At 70.5% G+C, this 18,856-nt stretch carries 14 protein-coding genes; 4 read left to right on the top strand and 10 right to left on the bottom strand.

Annotation, left to right across the window (positions count from 1 at the left end; genetic code table 11):
* Positions 1-36: 36 nt before the first annotated feature.
* The 5 genes from ftsW to ACRSBM_RS05575 all read right to left on the bottom strand — a co-directional run bounded on the left by ftsW (position 37) and on the right by ACRSBM_RS05575 (position 7,125).
* Positions 37-1,503, bottom strand: a complete 1,467-nt coding sequence (gene ftsW, locus ACRSBM_RS05595; RefSeq protein ID WP_434440366.1) for a putative lipid II flippase FtsW — start codon at positions 1,501-1,503, stop codon at positions 37-39.
* A 67-nt stretch (positions 1,504-1,570) separates the two neighbouring features.
* Positions 1,571-2,944, bottom strand: coding sequence for a UDP-N-acetylmuramoyl-L-alanine--D-glutamate ligase (gene murD, locus ACRSBM_RS05590; RefSeq protein WP_434440364.1), 1,374 nt, complete (start codon positions 2,942-2,944; stop codon positions 1,571-1,573).
* 4 nt (positions 2,945-2,948) lie between these two features.
* Positions 2,949-4,034: a phospho-N-acetylmuramoyl-pentapeptide-transferase gene (gene mraY, locus ACRSBM_RS05585; protein WP_434440362.1), complete on the bottom strand. Its 1,086-nt coding sequence runs from the start codon at positions 4,032-4,034 to the stop codon at positions 2,949-2,951.
* A complete protein-coding gene (locus ACRSBM_RS05580; protein ID WP_434440360.1) occupies positions 4,031-5,530 on the bottom strand; it encodes a UDP-N-acetylmuramoyl-tripeptide--D-alanyl-D-alanine ligase in 1,500 nt (499 codons plus the stop codon). The genes mraY and ACRSBM_RS05580 overlap by 4 nt, the downstream gene beginning before the upstream one ends.
* Positions 5,527-7,125 (bottom strand): UDP-N-acetylmuramoyl-L-alanyl-D-glutamate--2,6-diaminopimelate ligase, encoded by a 1,599-nt coding sequence (locus tag ACRSBM_RS05575; protein ID WP_434440358.1) that lies wholly within the window; start codon positions 7,123-7,125, stop codon positions 5,527-5,529. Before ACRSBM_RS05575 ends, ACRSBM_RS05580 begins: the two co-directional genes overlap by 4 nt.
* 260 nt (positions 7,126-7,385) lie before the next feature.
* Here ACRSBM_RS05575 and ACRSBM_RS05570 point away from each other — a divergent pair, with 260 nt between their 5' ends.
* The gene (locus ACRSBM_RS05570) at positions 7,386-8,135 is read left to right on the top strand and encodes a universal stress protein (protein ID WP_434440356.1); all 750 of its coding nucleotides are present in this window, start codon (positions 7,386-7,388) and stop codon (positions 8,133-8,135) included.
* Here ACRSBM_RS05570 and ACRSBM_RS05565 read toward each other — a convergent pair.
* From ACRSBM_RS05565 to mraZ, 5 genes are all read right to left on the bottom strand, one after another.
* Positions 8,132-9,316, bottom strand: coding sequence for a putative glycoside hydrolase (locus ACRSBM_RS05565; RefSeq protein WP_434440354.1), 1,185 nt, complete (start codon positions 9,314-9,316; stop codon positions 8,132-8,134). The two genes, ACRSBM_RS05570 and ACRSBM_RS05565, sit on opposite strands and share 4 nt — an antisense overlap.
* 181 nt (positions 9,317-9,497) lie before the next feature.
* A complete protein-coding gene (locus ACRSBM_RS05560) occupies positions 9,498-11,408 on the bottom strand; it encodes a peptidoglycan D,D-transpeptidase FtsI family protein (RefSeq protein WP_434440353.1) in 1,911 nt (636 codons plus the stop codon).
* Complete coding sequence (locus ACRSBM_RS05555; RefSeq protein ID WP_434440351.1) at positions 11,408-11,980, bottom strand: hypothetical protein; 573 nt, start codon at positions 11,978-11,980, stop codon at positions 11,408-11,410. Before ACRSBM_RS05555 ends, ACRSBM_RS05560 begins: the two co-directional genes overlap by 1 nt.
* Complete coding sequence (gene rsmH / locus ACRSBM_RS05550; protein WP_434440349.1) at positions 11,977-12,930, bottom strand: 16S rRNA (cytosine(1402)-N(4))-methyltransferase RsmH; 954 nt, start codon at positions 12,928-12,930, stop codon at positions 11,977-11,979. The genes ACRSBM_RS05555 and rsmH overlap by 4 nt, the downstream gene beginning before the upstream one ends.
* Positions 12,931-13,096: 166 nt before the next feature.
* Complete coding sequence (gene mraZ, locus ACRSBM_RS05545) at positions 13,097-13,528, bottom strand: division/cell wall cluster transcriptional repressor MraZ (protein WP_053733094.1); 432 nt, start codon at positions 13,526-13,528, stop codon at positions 13,097-13,099.
* A 405-nt stretch (positions 13,529-13,933) separates the two neighbouring features.
* On the opposite strand from mraZ, the gene ACRSBM_RS05540 reads away from it, so the two are divergent.
* The 3 genes from ACRSBM_RS05540 to ACRSBM_RS05530 are packed head-to-tail and all read left to right on the top strand — an operon-like array spanning position 13,934 to position 18,787.
* Positions 13,934-14,986 carry an AAA family ATPase gene (locus tag ACRSBM_RS05540; protein WP_434440347.1) on the top strand — a complete coding sequence of 351 codons (1,053 nt, stop codon included), beginning with the start codon at positions 13,934-13,936 and terminating at the stop codon, positions 14,984-14,986.
* A gap of 2 nt (positions 14,987-14,988) precedes the next feature.
* Positions 14,989-16,260, top strand: a complete 1,272-nt coding sequence (locus ACRSBM_RS05535; RefSeq protein ID WP_434440346.1) for a DUF58 domain-containing protein — start codon at positions 14,989-14,991, stop codon at positions 16,258-16,260.
* A 1-nt stretch (position 16,261) separates the two neighbouring features.
* The gene (locus ACRSBM_RS05530; protein ID WP_434440345.1) at positions 16,262-18,787 is read left to right on the top strand and encodes a transglutaminaseTgpA domain-containing protein; all 2,526 of its coding nucleotides are present in this window, start codon (positions 16,262-16,264) and stop codon (positions 18,785-18,787) included.
* Positions 18,788-18,856: the final 69 nt, after the last annotated feature.

The raw sequence follows: 18,856 nt of genomic DNA, 5'->3' as shown, positions 1-18,856 counted from the left end.
GACTTCTCCCGAATTTGTGTTGGCTGAGGATTCACATCAGTTGTATCGCCCGCGACCGCGGGTCGACCGGCCAGGCTCGGAGCGGCTCTGGTTCACCCGTCGTGTTTCGCGGCGACGGTACTCCGAGGGCGGAGCGGACCGCCCAGCCATACGACGTTCGTCGACCACGGGAAGTTGCTGCGTACGCCTGCCCGGTGCGCGCGGAGGCGTCGACGGGCGGACGGGCTTGCGCTTGGGCGGAGGCCGGTACGCCTCGGGCGCGGGCAGCTTGAGCAGCCCGCCGACGCGGCCGGGACCGAGCGACCGCAGCGCCGACACGGCCTCGGGCTCGTGCCGGGCGCAGTTCGCCAGGATGCCGAACACCACCATGGTCGTGACGATCGAGGTGCCGCCGGAGGAGATCATCGGCAGCGTGATGCCCGTGACGGGCAGCAGCCGCACGACGTAGCCGATGTTGATCGCGGCCTGCGCGACCAGCCACACCGTCAGCGTGGCGGACACGATCCGGATCCACGGGTCGGTGTTGCGCGACGCCACCCGCAGGCCGACCCACGCGAGGCCGCCGAACAGCGCGAGCACCAGCGCACACCCGACGAACCCGAGCTCCTCGCCGATGACGGCGAAGATGAAGTCCGACTCGACGTTGGGCAGGTACCGCCACTGCGAGCTGCCCTGCGCGAGCCCCCTGCCGAACAGGCCGCCCTCGGCGAGCGCGAACATCGCCTGGCGGGCCTGCAGGCCGGCGCCCAGCGGGTCGGCGTCCGGGTTGAGGAACGTCGTGACGCGCTGCAGCCGGTACGCGGCGCCGATCGCGAGCACGACGGCACCCGCCACCGCGCCACCGGCGATCACGCCGAACAACCTCATCGGCGCGCCCACGAACCACAGCAGGCTGATCAGCACCACGCCGAGCGTGATCGTGCCGCCGAGGTCGGGCTGCAGCATGACCAGCGCGAACACCAGCATCGCGACCGGCACGACGGGCACCAGCAGGTGCCGGTACTGCGACAGCAACGCCCTCTTGGTGACCAGGACGTGCGCGCCCCACAACGCCAGCGCGAGCTTCACGGCCTCGATCGGCTGGAACGAGATCGGCCCGACCGTGAACCACGACCGGGCACCACCGCGGACGTCGCCCAGCGGCGTCAGCACCAGCGCCAGCAACACCACGCCGATGCCCATCGCGGCCGTCGAGAAGTGCCGGAGCCTGCGCAACGGGAACCTCAGCGTCACCCAGAACAGCACCGCGCCGACGCAGACGTAGATGAGCTGCTTCTGGAACACGCTGTACGGGGAAACACCGGAGGCGACCTGTCCGGGCGCCGAGGCCGACAGCACCATCACCAGGCCGAGCACGGTGAGCATGCCGAAGATCGCGAGCAGCAGGTGGAAGTCGGCGAGCGGGCGGCTCAGCCACGCGGTCATACCGCTGCGCAACGAGGCGACGCGGCCCGCGGGACGAACCTTCCGCTTGCTCCTCGGCTTGTCGGCGACGACGGTCACCAGATCATCGTCTCCTGTGTCAAGCGCTCGATCGGGGATTCCTGGGGCGTGTCGCGCTCTTCGAACCCTACCGGCCACCCGTCAGCCGCTGGACGGCGTCCGTGAACGCCTGCCCGCGGTGGGCGTAGTCGCTGAACATGTCCATCGACGCCGCCGAGGGGGCGAGCAGGACCGTGTCACCGGGCCGCGCGAGCTCCTGCGCGGCCTGGACCACCGCGAGCATCGGCTCCTCGTCGCCGGCGGCGTCGAGCACGCGCACCGGCACGTCCGGCGCGTACCGGGCCAGGGCTTCGGCGATCACCGCGCGGTCCGCGCCGATCAGCACGACCCCGCGCAACCGGTGCGCCTCGCCGCGCACCATCTCCTCGACCGACGCGCCCTTCAGCAACCCGCCCGCGATCCAGACGACGCTGTCGAACGCCCGCAACGACGCCACGGCCGCGTGCGGGTTCGTCGCCTTCGAGTCGTTGACGTACTGGACGCCGGCCGCGTCGACGGTGACGAGCACGGCGCGGTGCGCGGCCGGTTCGAACGCCTCCAAGCCCTCGCGCACGGCCTCGGACGGCACGCCGTACGCGCGCGCCAGTGCCGTGGCGGCCAGGGCGTCCGCGATGCCCGGAGGACCGGCCGGACGGATCTTCGCGACCTCGACCAACGGCTCGTCGTCGGCGAACGCGCGGTCGACCAGCCAGCCGTCGCGCACGCCGAGCTGACCGGCCTCCGGCTCGTCCAGGGTGAACCCGACCTGGTCACGGGCGGGCGAGGCCTCCAGCAGGTCGGCGACCAGGTCGTCGCCGAGCCAGCCGATCGCCACGTCACCGGTGAGGATCCGGGCCTTGGCCTGGGCGTACGCGTCCATGCCGCCGTGCCAGTCGAGGTGGTCCTCGGCGAGGTTGAGCAACGCACCCGCCTGCGGCCGCACCGACGGCGCCCAGTGCAGCTGGAAGCTCGACAGCTCCACCGCGAGCACCCGGTGCCCGGCCAGCAGGGCGTCCACGACGGGCAGGCCGACGTTGCCGCAGGCCACGGCGTCCGCGCCGACCGCGTGCAGGATCGACTCCAGCATGCCGACCGTCGTGGTCTTGCCGTTCGTGCCCGTCACCGCGAGCCACACCGGCGGGTCGGCCAGCTCCGCCGCCATCCGCCAGGCCAGCTCGACCTCGCCGATCACATCGACGCCCGCCGACGCGGCGGCCGCGAGCAGCGGGCTCGACGGCTGCCAGCCGGGGCTCGTGACCACCAGCGACGTGCCGGCCGGGGGTTCCGTCAACCCGGGCACCAGCTCGACGCCTTCGAGCAGCGTCTCCAGTGCCGCGAGTCGTTCCTTCGACGAGTCCGTCACCACGACCTCGGCGCCCGCGGCGAGCAACGCCTCCGCGGCGGACCGGCCGGTCACCCCAGCACCGGCGACCAGCACTTTGGAACCAGCCAGCTTGGTCATCGTCCTAGAAACCGCCCGTCAGCCACTCGCTGTAGAAGACGCCGAGCCCGAACATGCAGCAGATGCCGGCCATCAACCAGAACCGGATGATGACCGTGGTTTCCGCCCAGCCCGCTAGCTCGAAGTGGTGGTGGAACGGTGCCATCCGGAACAGGCGCCGTCGCGAGGTGCGGAAGACCGCGACCTGCAGCGCCACCGACAGGGCCTCGACCACGAACAGACCGCCGATGACGATCATCAGCAGCTCGGTGCGGGTCGCGATCGCGAGACCGGCGACGAGGCCGCCGAGCGCGAGCGACCCGGTGTCACCCATGAAGATCTTGGCGGGAGCGGCGTTCCACCACAGGAAGCCGATGCAGCCCGCCATCGCGGCCGCGGCGATCACCGCGAGGTCCAGCGGGTCGCGCACGTCGTAACACCCGGCGACGGCGTAGCTGGAGCAGTTGTAGCGGAACTGCCAGAACGAGATCACCACGTAGGTGCCGAACACCATCGCCGACGAACCACCGGCGAGGCCGTCGAGACCGTCGGTCAGGTTCACCGCGTTCGACCACGCGGCGACCATGCCGTAGCAGAAGACGATGAACCCGATCGTGCCGAACGAGACCACGGTGATGTCGCGGACGAACGACAGGTTGACCGACGCGGGCGTCAGGCCGTCCTTGTTCGGGAACTGCAGCACGAGGATCGCGAACGTGATGGTCGCGATGAACTGGCCGACCAGCTTCGCCGTCTTGTTGAGGCCCAGGTTGCGGGCCTTGCGGATCTTGATGAAGTCGTCGAGGAAGCCGACGAGTCCCAGCGAGGTCGTCAGCATCAGCACGAGCAGGCCGGACGCCGTCGGGGTCTGCCCCGACGCCGAGGCCGACATCGAGTTCACGAGGTGCGTGCCGAGGTAACCGGCCCACATGGCGACCAGGATGGCGAGACCACCCATGGTCGGCGTGCCGCGCTTGGTCTTGTGGTGCTGCGGACCGTCCTCGCGGATCTCCTGGCCGAAGCCCTGACGGGAGAAAACCTTGATCAGGTAGGGCGTCAGCAGGATCGACACCGCTAGTGCGATCGCTGCCGCGATCAGGATGCTCTTCACTTGGTTCCTGCCTCCAGCAGGGCCTCGGCGATGCGCCACAGGCGGTAGGCGTTGGATGCCTTGACCAGCACGACGTCACCAGGCCGGATTTCCGCCCCCAGCAACGCGATCGCCGCGTCCGCGTCCGGCACCAGGACGGATTCGTCTCCCCAAGATCCTTCCAGGTGCGCACCCTGGTGCATCGCGCGGGCCGCGTCACCGACGACGACCAGCCTGCTGATGTCCAGGCGCACCGCCAGGCGGCCGATCTCGTCGTGCGCGAGCACCGCGTCGTCGCCCAGTTCCGCCATCGGTCCGAGCACGGCCCAGCTGCGGCGGGCGGGCCTGGAGGGGGCGGGACCCCCTCCGGGGGTCGGTGAAGACGCAGTGGCGCGCGAGATCGTCGCGAGCGCCTTCAACGCCGCCCGCACCGAGTCCGGGTTCGCGTTGTACGCGTCGTCGATGACCGTCACGCCGTCCGCCCGGTCGGTGATGACCATGCGGTGCGCCGACACCCTTTGCGCGCCACCGAGCCGTTGCGCCACCTCGGCGGGCGAGGCGCCCAGCTCGAGGGCGATCGCGGCGGCGACCAGCGCGTTGCCGACCTGGTGCGTGCCGCTGAGCGCGAGCTTGACCTGGGCGTCGCCCTGCGCCGTCTTCAGCGTGAAGCTCGCGCGGGCCTGGTCGTCCAGCTCGATGTTCTCGGCGCGGACGTCCGCGGCCGGGTTTTCGCCGACCAGGACGACCTTGGCCCTCGTGCGGCTCGCCATGCCCGCGACCAGCGGGTCGTCGGCGTTGAGGATGGCGACGCCGTCCTCCGGCAGCGACTCGACCAGCTCGCCCTTGCCCTGCGCGATGCCCTCGCGCGAGCCGAACTCGCTGAGGTGCGCGGTGCCGACGTTGAGGACGGCGCCGAACTTCGGCGGAGCGATCTCGCAGAGGTTCGCGATGTGGCCGATGCCGCGCGCGGACAGCTCCAGCACCAGGAACCTGGTGTCCTCGGTGGCCCTGAGCGCGGTCCACGGGTGGCCGAGCTCGTTGTTGAACGAACCCGGCGGCGCGATGGTCTCCCCGGCAGGGCTCAGCACCTGGGCGATGAGGTCCTTGGTGGACGTCTTGCCCGCCGAGCCGGTGACGCCGACGATCGTGAGGTCCTTCAGGCTGTCCGTGACGTGGCGGGCGAGCTTGGCCAGCGCCGCGAGCACCGCGGCACCCTCGCCCGTCCTGTCGCCCGCGAGCACGTAGGCGTTGGCGTGCTTGGTCTCCACCGGCGGCGCGATCACCGCGGGGGCGTCGACCTCGCGGCCTGCCAGCACGCCGGCGGCACCGGCCGCCACGGCCTGCGCGGCGAAGTCGTGGCCGTCCACCCGTTCACCGGGCAACGCCAGGAAAAGACCCCCCTCGGTGACCTTGCGGGTGTCGAACTCGATGGAGCCGGTGATCACCGGACTGCCATCGGTCGCGTGCAACCGTCCGCCGACGATCTCTGCGATCTCGGCGAGCGTGAGTGCGATCAACGGTGTGCCTCCCTGATCGCGGCGGTCAGCGTCTCGACGTCCGAGAACGGGTGGATCACGCCCGCGATCTCCTGTCCCGTCTCATGTCCCTTGCCCGCCACGACGACGACGTCACCCGGAAGTGCCAGCTCGACGGCCTTGCGGATCGCGAGCCTCCGGTCGCCGATCTCGAGGACCTCGCCCCGGTTCTCGGTGGCGAGAGCCCCTTCGAGCATGGCGGCCCGAATAGAGGACGCGTCCTCGGTCCTCGGGTTGTCATCGGTGATGATCAACACTTCGGCTCGCTGCGCGGCGGCCTCGCCCATCAGCGGCCGCTTGGCCCGGTCCCGGTCGCCACCGCAGCCCAGCACGACGATCACCCGGCCGTCGGTCTTGGCGCGCACGGCGTCGAGCGCGAGCGCGACGGCGGCGGGCTTGTGCGAGTAGTCGACGACGGCGGTGAACTCCTGGCCCTCGTCGACGCGCTGCATGCGGCCGGGCACCTGGACGTTCCCCAGGCCCTCGACGATCGCCGCGTCGCTGATGCCCTCGACGCGCAGGCAGGCGATGGCGAGCAGCGCGTTCGCGACGTTGAAGCTGCCGGCGAGCGGGAGGTGGATCTCGATGTCGCCGTCCGGGCCGTGCGCGGTGAACGTCTGCTCGCCGGTCGGGCTCACCTCGACGCCGCTCGCGGTCCAGGTGGCGGGCTTGGTGGTGGCGACGGTGATCGTCGTGTCCTTGACCAGCCGCTCACCCCACTCGCCGTCGACGCAGACGACCTCCTTGCGCGCGCGGCCGTCGAACAGCTGCGCCTTGACCTGGAAGTACTCCTCCATGTCCGCGTGGAAGTCGAGGTGGTCCTGGCTGAGGTTCGTGAAGGCGCCGATCTCGAACTCGGTGGCGGCGACGCGGCCCATGTGCAGCGCGTGGCTCGACACCTCCATCGCCACGTCGGTGACGCCGCGTTCGGCCATCACCGCGAACAGCGCCTGCAGGTCCGGCGCCTCGGGCGTGGTGTGCGAGCTGCCGAGCTGCTCGTCGCCGATGCGGGTGCCGACGGTGCCGATCAGACCGGTGTTCCTCCCGGCCGCGCGGAGCACGGACTCGATCATGTACGTGGTGGTGGTCTTGCCCGACGTGCCGGTGACCCCCCACAGCCTGATCTTGGTCGACGGCCGTCCGTAGACGTGTGCGGCGAGCAGACCCACGACCTCACGGGGGCGCGGGTGGATCAGCACGGGCACGTCCTTGAGCGAGTCGCGCGCGGCTCCGGCCTCGTCCGTCAGCACGGCGACGGCGCCGTTCGCGATCGCCGTGGCGGCGAAGTCGGCGCCGTGCGCGCGAGCACCGGGCAGCGCGGCGTACAGGTCGCCGGGGACCACGTGCTGTGCACGCAGGGTCACCCCCGTCACCTGGACGTCGGCATGCGCTGGCCTGGTCAGGTGCACGTCGGCGACCGCGGCGAGAGCAGCCACGGAAGCAGGGCGAATGGCGTTGGGGCGGGGCGGGGCGGTCGCGACCTTGCCCTCGAGCTTGGCAGGCACGGGCAAGAGGCTACCGGCGGGCGCGGAGTGGCCGAGCGGCGCGTTGGCAATCGGGTGATAATCAGCCGTCATGGGCCGTTCGAGTGGCCTCGCAGGGAACGCGGGGGCCCCGCGTTTCCTTACGGGGAACGCGGGGGCCCCGCGTTCCCCGGCGCCACGACGGGCCCGCGCCCGTCCGGCGGAACAAGTTCCTGCCCGCTTTGTGACTTCTGGCCCTGTGACCTGGTGTGCGGGCGCGGTGAGGTAGACGGCGGCAGGAGGCGGCGATGAGAATGAGCACGGCGGTGCAGCCCAGGAGGTTCTCCTTCTGGGCACCGGATTTCAGTCGGTCCGTGACGGTCGGGGTCGACACGTCGGAATCCGCGTATCACGCTTTCGAGTGGGCGGCGCGGCACGCGTGGTCGCTCAGGACGGACCTTCAGGTGTACCTCGCGGACCCCGGCGACACGACGGTCCAGCGGGTCCTGGAGCGACTACCCATGCTCACCGCCCACTTCCGCCCGAGTGGTGACGACCCGGTGGCCGCACTGGTGAGGGCGTCGGACTCCAGCGCGACCTTGGTCTTGGGGTGCAAGGGAGAACAGCACCGCAGCCTGGGTCTGGGCTCCCTCGTCCTCCCGGTGTTGCGCCGCGCGCGGTGCGGGGTCGTGGTGGTGCGCGGACGACCCCAGGCGATCCGCGGCGAGTACGGCTGGGTCACCGCCGCCGTCGGCGGGTGCGAGGATCCGGTCGTGCTGCGGCGCGCGGTCGAGCTCTGCCGCACCCGCCGGGCGTCGCTGCGGTTGCTGCACGTCCACCCGCCGGCCCAGCACGACGTCGCCGTGCCGCGCGACGAAGCCGCCGTGCGCCGCGCGGTGTTGTTCCTGCGCACCACCGCTCCCGAGCTGACGCCCGAGGTCGTGGTGGAGTCACGTCATCCGCACGAGACCCTGGCCGCGCTGGACTCCGACGTCGTGGTCGTCGGGCGCGGTGGACAGCACGACGGCGTCGGACTGATCACGCGTGCCGCGCTGTACCACTCCTCGTGTCCGGTGCTCGTGGCTCGGCCCGAGTCAGCGCACGATGACCGCGCGCTGACCTAACAGGACTTGCGCAGCACCGAACCGCTGGTGCCCGGCAAGGCCACGGAGCTGACCTGCGCGCCCTTCTCGTCGGTGTGGCTCGACGCGAGGCGCACGGTGACGGGAGCGCTGCCGGTCCGGTTCGCGTTGACGATCACGGTGCCGCACGCGAAGTCGCGCTGGTGCACGTTCGGCGCCACCTCGTGGTGCGGGCCCAGCGGCGTGCCGAGGTTCCAGTCGTACTCGGGGCGCCACGGGGAGGCGTTGTCGTAGCGGTCGGTCTGGTCGATCTCGGAGATCGCCGCGTGGTCGCCCTTGGCGAGCAGGTAGCTCGCGAACGCGTAGCGGAACGGCTGCTCGGCGCCGCTGTGGTGCGGCTGCACCCAGGTGATCTTGCCCTTCGCCTCGTTGGCGGTGATCTGGGCGACCTGGCGGCTCCAGCCCTGCGGGTACTCGGAGAGCAGGTCGTGGTCGCCGAAGGTCAGCCACCACTCGTCGAAGCCGCCGTCGAGGTGCTCGACGTAGCTGTCCCAGGCGCCGTCGTGCAGGCGGGCATTGGACAGGTTCGCGACGGTCTTGAGGCCCGCGTCGATGAACTTCTGCCTCGTGTTGGCAAGCATCGAGCGGTACGCCTCGCGCATCTCCGCGTCGGTCCGGTACGCCGCCGGGCAGACACCGTCGTGGTAGGTGTCGCAGGCGAACAGGGCGTTGTCCATGAACACGCCGTCGAAGGCCTTGCTGGACGCGATCACGTTGTCGGCCCAGGCGTTCTGGTATTCGGTGTTGCCGACGTCCATCTGCCAATGGCCCGCGTAACCGTCGTACTCGAAGCGCTGACCGTCCGGACCGAGGAGGAACCATTCGGGGTCGGCCAAGCAGTAACCGACGCCGGTGGGGAGGTCGGAATCGTCGACGCCGTTCGAGCAGGCGTAGCTGCGCGTCGAGGAGAGGTCTTTGTAGACGAAGGTCTGGATCTTCGGGTTCGCCGCCTTGAACTTCGCGGCAAGATCGGCTTCCCAGGCATTGAGAACGACGTAGGAACGCCGCTGCGCCTCGGTGCTGATCATTTGATCAGTGGTGGGGGTGCTGTTCATGTGCAGCCAGTAGGACTGGGCCTTCCACTCCTCTTCTCCGCCCTGAGCTGCGGGAACCATCGTCACCGCCAGGACACCCGCCAAGATCGAATACCTGAAGAAACGCACGCCAAACTCCATCTCGCCTTGCCACTCCGATTTCGGAGTATTAGACGTGACGAAACGCGTCTCATCAGGAATGATTCTTCACAGTGAATTAGTGGAATCCCCGTTTTCACGCCTGGCGTGACTCGGGTCACTTGCGAATCGCGCACTCGTGACCAAGGATGCGCGATCCCCGCGAAATGATCTACATCTGCAGCTGGACGTACGGCGTCTGCTCCACCGACATCGGCACCTGGAACCGCTGTGTGAGATAGGTCGCGATGTCGTGGAACAACGGCGCGGCCGACGTGCTGAACTGGGTGCCCTGCGGCGCGTCGAGCATGATGCCGACGACGTAGCGCGGGTTGTCGGCGGGAAGGATGCCGGCGAACGTGATCCAGTACTGGGACTGGGAGTAGCACTTGCAGACCTGGTCGATCTGCTGCGCCGTGCCGGTCTTGCCCGCGACCTGGTAGCCGGGCAGCGCGGCCTGGCGGCCCGTGCCGTTCTGGTCCGGGTCGCGCGGATCGGTCTGGGTGACCGAGCGGAACATGTCGCGGACGGTCTTCGCGGTCTCGGCCGACACCACCCGCACGCCTTCGGGGCGTTGCTTCTCCGACCGCGCGCCCTCCTGGCCGATCTCGGCGCGGATCAGCCGCGGCGGGATGCGCACGCCGTCGTTGGCGATGGCCTGATACATGCCCGTCATCTGCAGCAACGTCATCGAGAGGCCCTGGCCGATCGGCAGGTTGCCGAAGGTCGAGCCGGACCACTGGCCCAGCGGCGGCACGACCCCGGCCTCCTCCGCGGGCACGCCGGACTGGGTGCGGCGGCCGAGGCCGAACTTCTGCAGCATCTCGGCGTAGCGCTCCTGGCCCACCTCCTGGGCGGCCAGCAGCGTGCCGACGTTGGAGGACTTGGCGAAGACGCCGGTGAACGACATGGGCACCGTGCCGTGCGGCCACGCGTCCCTGATGATCCGGTCCGCGACCTTCAACGAGCCCGGCACCTGCAGCACGTCGTCCGGCTTGAACAGGCCCATCTCGACGGCGGCCGCGGCCGTCACGATCTTGTGCACCGAGCCCGGTTCGAAGCTCGCCGAGACCGCGCCGTTGCGGCGCTGGTCCTCTGAGGACCTGCCGAAGTCGGCCGGGTCGTAGGTCTTGTCGTTGGCCATCGCGACGATCTCGCCGGTCCGGCTGTCCAGCACGACCGCGGAAGCGTTCTTGGCACCCGACTTCTTCGCGTAGTCGGTGACCATCCGCTGCACGGCGTACTGGGTGTCGATGTCGATCGTCAGCTCGAGGCTCTTGCCCGGCTGCGGCTTCACGAGCTCGCGTTCGGTGTTCGGGATGACGAGGGTGTCGTCGCCGGACATCGTGTCGACCACGCGGCGGCCCATGCGACCGGCCAGCAGGTTGTCCTGCGCGCTCTCCAGGCCGAGGATGCCCTGGGTGGTCGGCGGCTTCTCGTCCTGGCGCCAGTTCGCGGCGCCGATGATGTTCGACGCCAGTTCGCCGTTGGGGTAGATGCGCTTGGAGCGGTACTCCGAGCCGATCTCCGCCGGGTACTTCTCGACGATCTTCGCGGCCTTGGCCGGCTCCGCCTCGCTCACCAGGACCTCGTAGCTGATGTCCTGCACGAGCTGCTGGTAGATCGCCTCCTCGTCGGTCTTCTCGCCGTTGACCTCGGGACCGAGGGTCGACGAGATGAACCGGGCGACCTCGCGCGAGTGGTCCTCGTAGGAGAGCGGGTAGTCCGCCGGATTCGCGGCGCGGGCGTCGTCCCAGGTCTTGCGGGCGCGCTGCGGAAGGATGTAGAGCGCGCGCACCTCGATCGAGAACGCGAGCTGGTTGCCGTTGCGGTCCAGAATGGAGCCGCGCTCGGCGGGGATGTCCAGCCGCGTCGTGCGCTGCTTCTGCGCCAGCTGCGAGAGCTCCTCGGCCTGGATGCCCTGCACCTGCACGAGCTTCACCCCGGCGACCACCAGCGCGCCGATCAGCAGAACGCGGCCGACCGCGATGCGCACCCTGCTGTTGCCACCCAGCCGCGCGGCCGGGCGGGAACCGCGCACCGACAACGGGCGGCGCGGCCCCCTCGACTGCGGACCGGGCATCAGCCACCCGCCGGAGGAGTCTGACCGGCGGGCGGCTGACCGGAAGCCGGCGGCGGGGGCGTCTCGGAGGACGGCGGGGGCGCGGGCGTCGACTTGGTCGGCGCGCTCGGCTTGCCGAACTCCTCGATCGAGCCGTCCGGATTCTGCCGCAGCCGTGCCGGGTTCGACGGCTCCACGAGGCCCATCTCGGTGGCCCGGCGCGCGAGGTCGGTCGGCGACTCGAGCAGCGCCACCTCCCGGCGCAGCTGCTCCATCTGCAACGTCAGCTTCTCGGCCTCCGCCCGCGCCTCCTGCAGCCGATAGGTGTCGGCGGCGGCCTGGGTGGAGAAGTAGAGGATCCCGGCGACGCCCGCGCCGAGCACGAGCATCACCAGCACGACGAACGGCGCCTTCGACACGGCCTTCTGCTGCGGCGACGCACTGCCGTTGCGCACGTTCTGGGCACGCTGCGCACGGCGGGCGTAGGCGCGTTCGGCACCCGCGGACCGCCGCCGGGCCTTGTCGTTCTCCTGCCGCTTGCTCCTGGAGGGGTCGCGGGGCGACGGCCCGCCGACCCGTGCGGGTGCCGTCATCTCGGCTCTCCGATCCGCTCCGCCGCACGCAGGCGCACCGGCGCCGCGCGCGGGTTGTCCTCGATTTCCCGCTCCGACGCGAGCTCCGCGCCCTTCGTGAGCAACTTGATCTCCGGCCCGTGGCCCGGCAGCTCGACCGGAAGCCCCGGCGGCGTCTTCGACTTCGCCAGCTCCGCGAACGCGTGCTTCACCATCCGGTCCTCAAGGGACTGGTACGACTCCACGACGATCCGGCCACCCATACCCAGCACACCCAGCGCGGCCGGCAGCGCGAGCCGCAACGACTCCAGCTCGCCGTTGACCTCGATCCGCAACGCCTGGAACGTGCGCTTCGCCGGATGCCCGCCGGTGCGCCGCGACGCCGCGGGCACGACAGCGTAGAGCAGCTCGACGAGCCTGCCCGAGTTCGTGAAGGGCTCCTTCTCGCGCGCCTTGAGCACCGCGGAGGCGATCTTGCCGGCGAACCGCTCCTCACCGTAGGTGGAGAGGATCCGCGCCAGGTCGCCGTGCGAGTACGTGTTCAGCACGTCCGCCGCCGTCATGCCGGTGCCCTTGGACATCCGCATGTCGAGCGGCGCGTCCTTCGAGTACGCGAACCCGCGCTCCTCCTCGTCCAGCTGCAACGAGGACACGCCGAGGTCCATCAGCACACCGTCCACATGCGAGTAACCGAGGTCTTCCACGGCTTCGTCGATGTGGTCGTAGGTGACGTTGACGAGATGAACCCGGTCGCCGTGGCGCGCGAGGCGCCTGCCCGCCATCTCGATGGCCTGCGGATCGCGGTCCAGCCCGATGAGGGTGAGCTCCGGGTGGGCGCTCAACAGCGCGTCGGAGTGGCCGCCCATGCCGAGCGTCGTGTCGACAACGACAGCGGGCTTGCCTTCGAGCGCTGGAGCGAAGAGTTCCAGGACGCGGTCCAGCAGCACCGGAACGTGCCGCGGCTGATCCATCGTCCCTCTACTCCCCTGATGCGCGTTTCGGGTGACGTCAGGTCCCCGCCCGCCCGTCGAACCTGGCGCCGGGGAAGGTGCGCCAGGGCCGATAGTCGAGCGGACCGAGGCCTCACGGCACCCGAATCGCGTGTGGAACTCCGGCCTGTTGCTCGGCTGACCGCCATCAGAAGACGCCCGGAATGACCTCCTCGCGAGCGGTGGCGTAGCCGTCCTCGTGCTCGTCGAGATAGGTCTGCCAGGCCGCCGCGTCCCAGATCTCCAACCTGGTGAACGCGCCGACGACCACGCACTCCTTGGTCAGCCCGGCATACCGGCGCAGTTCCGGGGCGATCAGAACGCGGCCCTGACCGTCCGGACGCTGCTCGTCCGTGCCCGCGAACAGGTAGCGCTGATAGGCGCGTACGGCGTCGTTGGTGAACGGCGCCTCGGCGACCTTCCTCGCCATCTGCTCGAACTCAGCCCGGGGGAACACGTACAGGCAGTGGTCCTGGCCTTTGGTGACCATGAGACCTCCCGCCAGTTCGTCCCGGAACTTCGCAGGCAGTGTCAGCCGACCTTTGTCGTCCAGGCGCGGGTAGTGAGTGCCGAGGAACACGGCAGCCACCTCCCTTGCCGGGCGACGAGACCGGCAGTGGAGCCCCCGTCTGCCCCACCGGCCGCCACAGTACCCCACTTTTCACCACAGTCAACGTTGAAACAGGTGTTTACACACCATGTCGCCACTCATTTTCCCAGGTAGACGCTGTGGGCCAGCGTGGGGGGACGGTGGGGGAGCTCCTCAGGCTCCACCTTCGCGGGTGAGGTTCCGGCTGGAATTTGCCACTCGAACGGCCTAGAAATTTCGGCCGAAACATCGGGTTGGACCGCGTTGGTGGGGGAAGGTGGAAAGTGGTGGAGCGAACCCGATCTGGCCCGCAGGTGTAGGTCACTTAGCCGTGGTTTGACACACTGCGTGAAACGCTCACACGTCCGTGTTCCGGACACGGCTGCTGGAGGTTTAGTGACGCCGGGAAGCCCAAGCGCGAACAGTCACGCGCCTGTCGATCAGGGTCTGGGTGAGCTGCACGGCGCCGTCCAGCGGATCGCCGCCAACGTCGAGCGGGTGCTCGTCGGTAAACCCGACGTGGTCCGCCTCGCCCTCGTGACGCTGCTCGCCGAAGGGCACCTGCTGGTCGAGGACGTGCCGGGGGTCGGCAAGACCTCGCTGGCGAAAGCGCTTGCCCGTTCGATCGACTGCACGGTGAGCCGCGTGCAGTTCACGCCGGACCTGTTGCCGAGCGACATCACCGGCTCGTCGATCTACAACCGGCAGGAGAACGACTTCGAGTTCCGGCCGGGACCGATCTTCGCGAACATCGTGGTGGGCGACGAGATCAACCGCGCCTCCCCCAAGACCCAGTCCGCGCTGCTGGAGTGCATGGAGGAACACCAGGTCACGGTCGACGCGCACACCTATCCGCTCGGCTCGCCGTTCATGGTGATCGCGACGCAGAACCCGATCGAGATGGAGGGCACGTACGCCCTGCCGGAGGCGCAGCGCGACAGGTTCACCGCGCGGGTGTCGATCGGGTACCCCGACCCGCAGGCCGAGCTCGCGATGGTCGACGAGCACGCGGGCCACAACCCGCTCGACGACCTGCGTCCCGTCTCGGACGCGGCGCAGATCCTGCGGCTGGTCGAGTCCGTCCGCCGGGTGCACCTCTCCCCCGAGGTACGCCGGTACGCCGTCGAGCTGGTGTCGGCCACGCGCCGGCTGCCGGAGCTGCGGCTGGGCGCCTCGCCTCGGTCGACGCTGCACCTCGTCCGGGCCGCCCGCGCGCAGGCCGCGCTGGCCGGTCGTGACTTCGTGGTGCCGGACGACATCCACGCGGTGTCGATCCCGGTACTGGCCCACCGGCTGGTGCTGACCGCCGAGGCGCAGGCCGCCCGCCGGTCCCCCGCCGAGCTGATCAGGGCGCTGCTGCAGCGGGTGCCGGTGCCGACGGCGGCACTCGACCCGAGCGCGGCGTTCGTCCGCAGCATGAACAACAACAACGCAGGGACGCCACGCTAACGATGCGCACCGCACTCTCCGGTCTGACAACGCGCGGAAGATGCTTGCTGGCCGCGGGGTTCGCCGCCGGAGTGTGCGCCGCCGTGTTGAACGAACGCGACCTGCTCAGGGTCGCCGCCTTCGTGATCGCGCTGCCCCTGCTGGCCGCGTGGCTCGCGACGAGGGCCCGGGTGGGGCTGCGCGCTGCCCGGTTCCTCGCGCCGAGCCGGGTGCCGGTCGGGGCGGCGTCGGAGGTGAAGCTCGACCTGCGCAGCACCGGCCGGTTGCCCACGGGCGGGCTGATGCTGGAGGACACCGTCCCGTACGCCCTGGGCGCGCGGCCGCGGTTCCTGGTGGAGCGGCTGCCCCGCAACACGCCGACGACGTTGCGCTACCCGCTCAAGCCGGTGATGCGCGGCGTCCAGCAGGTCGGCCCGCTGATGGCGCGGATCACCGACCCGTTCGGGCTGGCCGAGTTCGACCGCGAGCTCGCCGGCCGGTCGCGCCTGGTCGTGGTGCCGCGCGTCGTGCGGCTGGCGGGCCTGCCGGGCGGTTCCGGCATGGGCGCGGGCGACGACGGCTCGGTCCGGTTGCGGGCCGGTCAGGGTGAGGACGACGCGGTCGTGCGGCCGTACCGCCAGGGCGATGACCTGCGGAAGGTCCACTGGCGGTCCACCGCCCGGCGCGACGAGCTGATGGTGCGCGTCGAGGAACGTCCGTGGCGCGGCGGCACGACGGTGCTGCTCGACCACCGCGTGCACGCGCACCGCGGCAGCGGGCCCTCGGCGTCGATGGAGTGGGCCATCTCGTTCGTGGCGTCGATCTGCCTGCACCTGCACCGCTTCGGCCACCAGGTGCGCCTGGTCTCCGAGGACGGGCGGGTGCTCGCGGGCGGGTCGTCGGACGGCGGGCACAGCGACCACGTGGTGCTGGACTCGCTCGCGGCCCTGCAGGGCTCGCACCGGCGTGAGCTCAGCGGCGGGATGGACCCCGGTGCCGGCCAGGAGGTCATCGCGGTCCTCGGCGCCGTGTCCCCGGCCTCGCTCGAGGAGCTGATCCGGTACCGGCCGCGCGGCATGCGCAGCCTGGCCGTGCTGCTGGACGTGAACGCCTGGGCCGGCGGCAAGAACGAGTCGGCGGCCGCGCCCGACCCCGAGGACGCCCGGCGGTTGCTGAACGGCGCGGGCTGGGGCGTGGCGATCGCGAAGCCCGCCGCGTCGATGCAGCAGGTGTGGCAGGAGTTGTGCGCCTCGGCCGGCAACCGGGGTCCGACGGTGCGCTCGGAGGTGGGCTGAGATGGGGAACCGTTCCGCTCCTGCGAAGGGCACCGAGCCCGAGTGGTTCACCTCGGCGACGCCGTGGATCGCCGCGCTGGCCGTGCTCTGCGCCTCCACGGCGCTGGCCGGCGTGATCGAGGGCGACCTGTGGCTGGTGCGCATCGGCGTGGTGATCGTCGCGATCACCGTGACCGGCGCGTTCCTGCGGGCGACCCGGCTTACACCGCCGCTGGTCGCGATCGCCCAGGTCTTCGTGCTGCTGTGCCTGCTCACGGCGTTGCACACGCGGTCGGGCATCTTCCTGTTCATCCCCGGCCCCGAGGCGCTGGGCGATCTCGGCGACGTGCTCGCGGACTCCGTCGCGCAGGTGCAGACCGGGGTTCCGCCGGTGCACGCGACGCCGGCGATCCAGGCGCTCGTGGTGCTGGCGATCGGCCTGGTCGCGGTGCTGGTCGACACGCTGGCCGTGGCGGCGGCGGCTCCGGCGGCGTCCGGGCTGGTGCTGCTGTGCGTGTTCGCGGTGCCCGCGTCGCTCGCCGACGAGATGCTGCCGTTCTGGACGTTCGTGCTGGGCGCGGCGGCGTTCGCGATGCTGCTCGCGGTCGACGGCCAGCACCGGCACGAGGCGTGGCGCGGCCGGCTCGGTTCCGGATCAGCGAGCGGTTCCGGCGGTTCCGCGACCACGGTGGCGAGCATCGCGATGGTGATCGCGCTGGTCGTCGGGGCGGGGGTCACGATCGTCGGCACCGTCGGCAGGCTGCCCGGTAACGGCGGTGGCGCCGGCAAGGGCGGCATCGGGATGAGCGAGATCACCTCGTTGCGCGGCATGCTCAACCGCGGCCGGACCGCCGAGGTGTTCTACGTGCGCGGTTTGAAGGAACCGGCGTACATGAGGGCGTCCACACTGGACCTGTACGTGCCGAACAAGGGCTGGGAACGCGGCAGTCCTGTCGGCGGCGACCCGGCGAACGGCGAGCTACCGCTGCAGGCGGGCGACCCCGGCGACGGCAAGATCACGCGGATCGGCATCGAGCCGCGCGACTGGCGGAGCTTCTGGCTGCCGACCTACGGCGCCGTCCGCCGCATCGACACCCCGGACGACAACTACCGCTTCGACTCGAAGAAGGGCGTGATCTACACCGAGAAGGAGCAGGAGCCGAAGTCCTACGAGATCGAGACGGTGCTGTCGGCGCCGACCAAGCAGGACCTGCGGATGGCGAGGATCCCGCAGAACGCGGTCGACCCGGAGTACTACAAGGTCAACGGCGTCGAGCAGGAGGTGGTCGACCTCGCGAAGGGGATCGTGGAGGGCGCCACCAACGACTTCGACAAGGCCGCGAAGCTGACCGAGTTCTTCAACGGCCCCACCAGCGACTTCAAGTACGAGCTCAAGACGCAGGGCGACGTCACCCGCGACGCGCTGACCGACTTCGTGCTGAGGAGCAAGGTCGGCTACTGCGAGCAGTACGCCTCCGCGATGGCCGTCATGGCGCGTCTGGTCGGCCTGCCGTCGCGCGTGGCGATCGGCTTCACCGCCGGTTTCGCGCCCGCGGAGGACCCCGAGCGCCGCGTGATCAGCACCGACGACGCGCACGCGTGGGTCGAGATCTTCTTCCCGAACCACGGCTGGATGACCTTCGACCCGACCCCGATCTCCGGCGGCCGCGGCGTCGTCCCGCCGTACCTGCGCGAGACCGGCCCGGCGGGTGAGGAGCAGCCGACCGCCGAGACGACGACCGAGTCGGTGGCGCCGTCCGCGTCCGCGTCGGCTCAGGCTTCGGGCTCGCCTGACGGTGAGGACACCCCTGGCACCCTCGGGAACGCCACGCCGCAGGACACGTCGAAGAACTGGATTCCGTGGGCACTCCTCGCCGCCGTCCTCCTCGCGGCGCTCGTCCAGGTGCTCCGCACTTCGACCCGTACCGGCGCCTGGCCGGATGGACCCGGCGATCCGAGCTCGGGCGGTTCGCAGCGGGATGGGCCGAACCAGAGCAGGCTGATGGCGTCGTTGCGGCGCTGGAGCGGCCCGGCCTCGGTGGTGACGTGGGCCGTCGTGCTGCTGCTCGCGGTGGCTTGGCTGTCGTACATCCTCATGGTTGTCGTGCTGCTGCTCCTCGTCGCGGCTACTCCCGCGGCGATCCGCGCGTTGCGGCGCCGTAACCGGTTGCGCGAGGTCGTCGGGCTCGGTCCGAGGGCGGCGACCGCGGCCTGGAGCGAGCTCATGGCGGAGTCAATCGACCGCGGCGCGCCGGTGCCGCCCGCCGAGACGATCCGGGCGGCTGCCCGGCGGCTCGCGCGCGAGCACAACCTCGACGACGCGGGCAAGGACGGGCTGCGAGTCGTGATCGGGTCGATCGAGCGGTCCTGGTACAGCGCGAACCCGTATTCCGACCCCGCGCTGCCCGGTGCGCTGGCGGCGGTGCGGCAGTCGTTGCGACAGAACGCTCCGCTGTCGTTGCGGGCGAGGCTGTTCCCGAAGTCGGTGCTGAAGCCGGCGCCCGCGCCGATGGCCGAGACGCCCGAGCGGGAGCCCGCCGGGGTCTAGAACGTCCTGCGGCAAAGCGATGGGCCCGCTCCCCTGCCGGGGGCGGGCCCATCGCTTTGGAGCTCTCGG

It is taken from the genome of Lentzea xerophila (assembly GCF_051094245.1).
Classification (GTDB): domain Bacteria; phylum Actinomycetota; class Actinomycetes; order Mycobacteriales; family Pseudonocardiaceae; genus Lentzea; species Lentzea xerophila.
The sequence above is the reverse complement of the archived record's forward strand: the minus strand, read 5'-3'. Positions and strand labels throughout refer to the sequence as shown.

What these genes read in the sequence shown, in the direction of transcription:
- ACRSBM_RS05530 (WP_434440345.1), top strand. Translation starts at nt 16,262, where the DNA reads ATGGGGAACCGTTCCGCTCCTGCGAAGGGCACCGAGCCCGAGTGGTTC.
- ACRSBM_RS05575 (WP_434440358.1), bottom strand. Translation starts at nt 7,125, where the DNA reads ATGACGGCTGATTATCACCCGATTGCCAACGCGCCGCTCGGCCACTCC.
- ACRSBM_RS05560 (WP_434440353.1), bottom strand. Translation starts at nt 11,408, where the DNA reads ATGCCCGGTCCGCAGTCGAGGGGGCCGCGCCGCCCGTTGTCGGTGCGC.
- ACRSBM_RS05535 (WP_434440346.1), top strand. Translation starts at nt 14,989, where the DNA reads ATGCGCACCGCACTCTCCGGTCTGACAACGCGCGGAAGATGCTTGCTG.
- murD (WP_434440364.1), bottom strand. Translation starts at nt 2,944, where the DNA reads ATGACCAAGCTGGCTGGTTCCAAAGTGCTGGTCGCCGGTGCTGGGGTG.
- rsmH (WP_434440349.1), bottom strand. Translation starts at nt 12,930, where the DNA reads ATGGATCAGCCGCGGCACGTTCCGGTGCTGCTGGACCGCGTCCTGGAA.
- ACRSBM_RS05555 (WP_434440351.1), bottom strand. Translation starts at nt 11,980, where the DNA reads ATGACGGCACCCGCACGGGTCGGCGGGCCGTCGCCCCGCGACCCCTCC.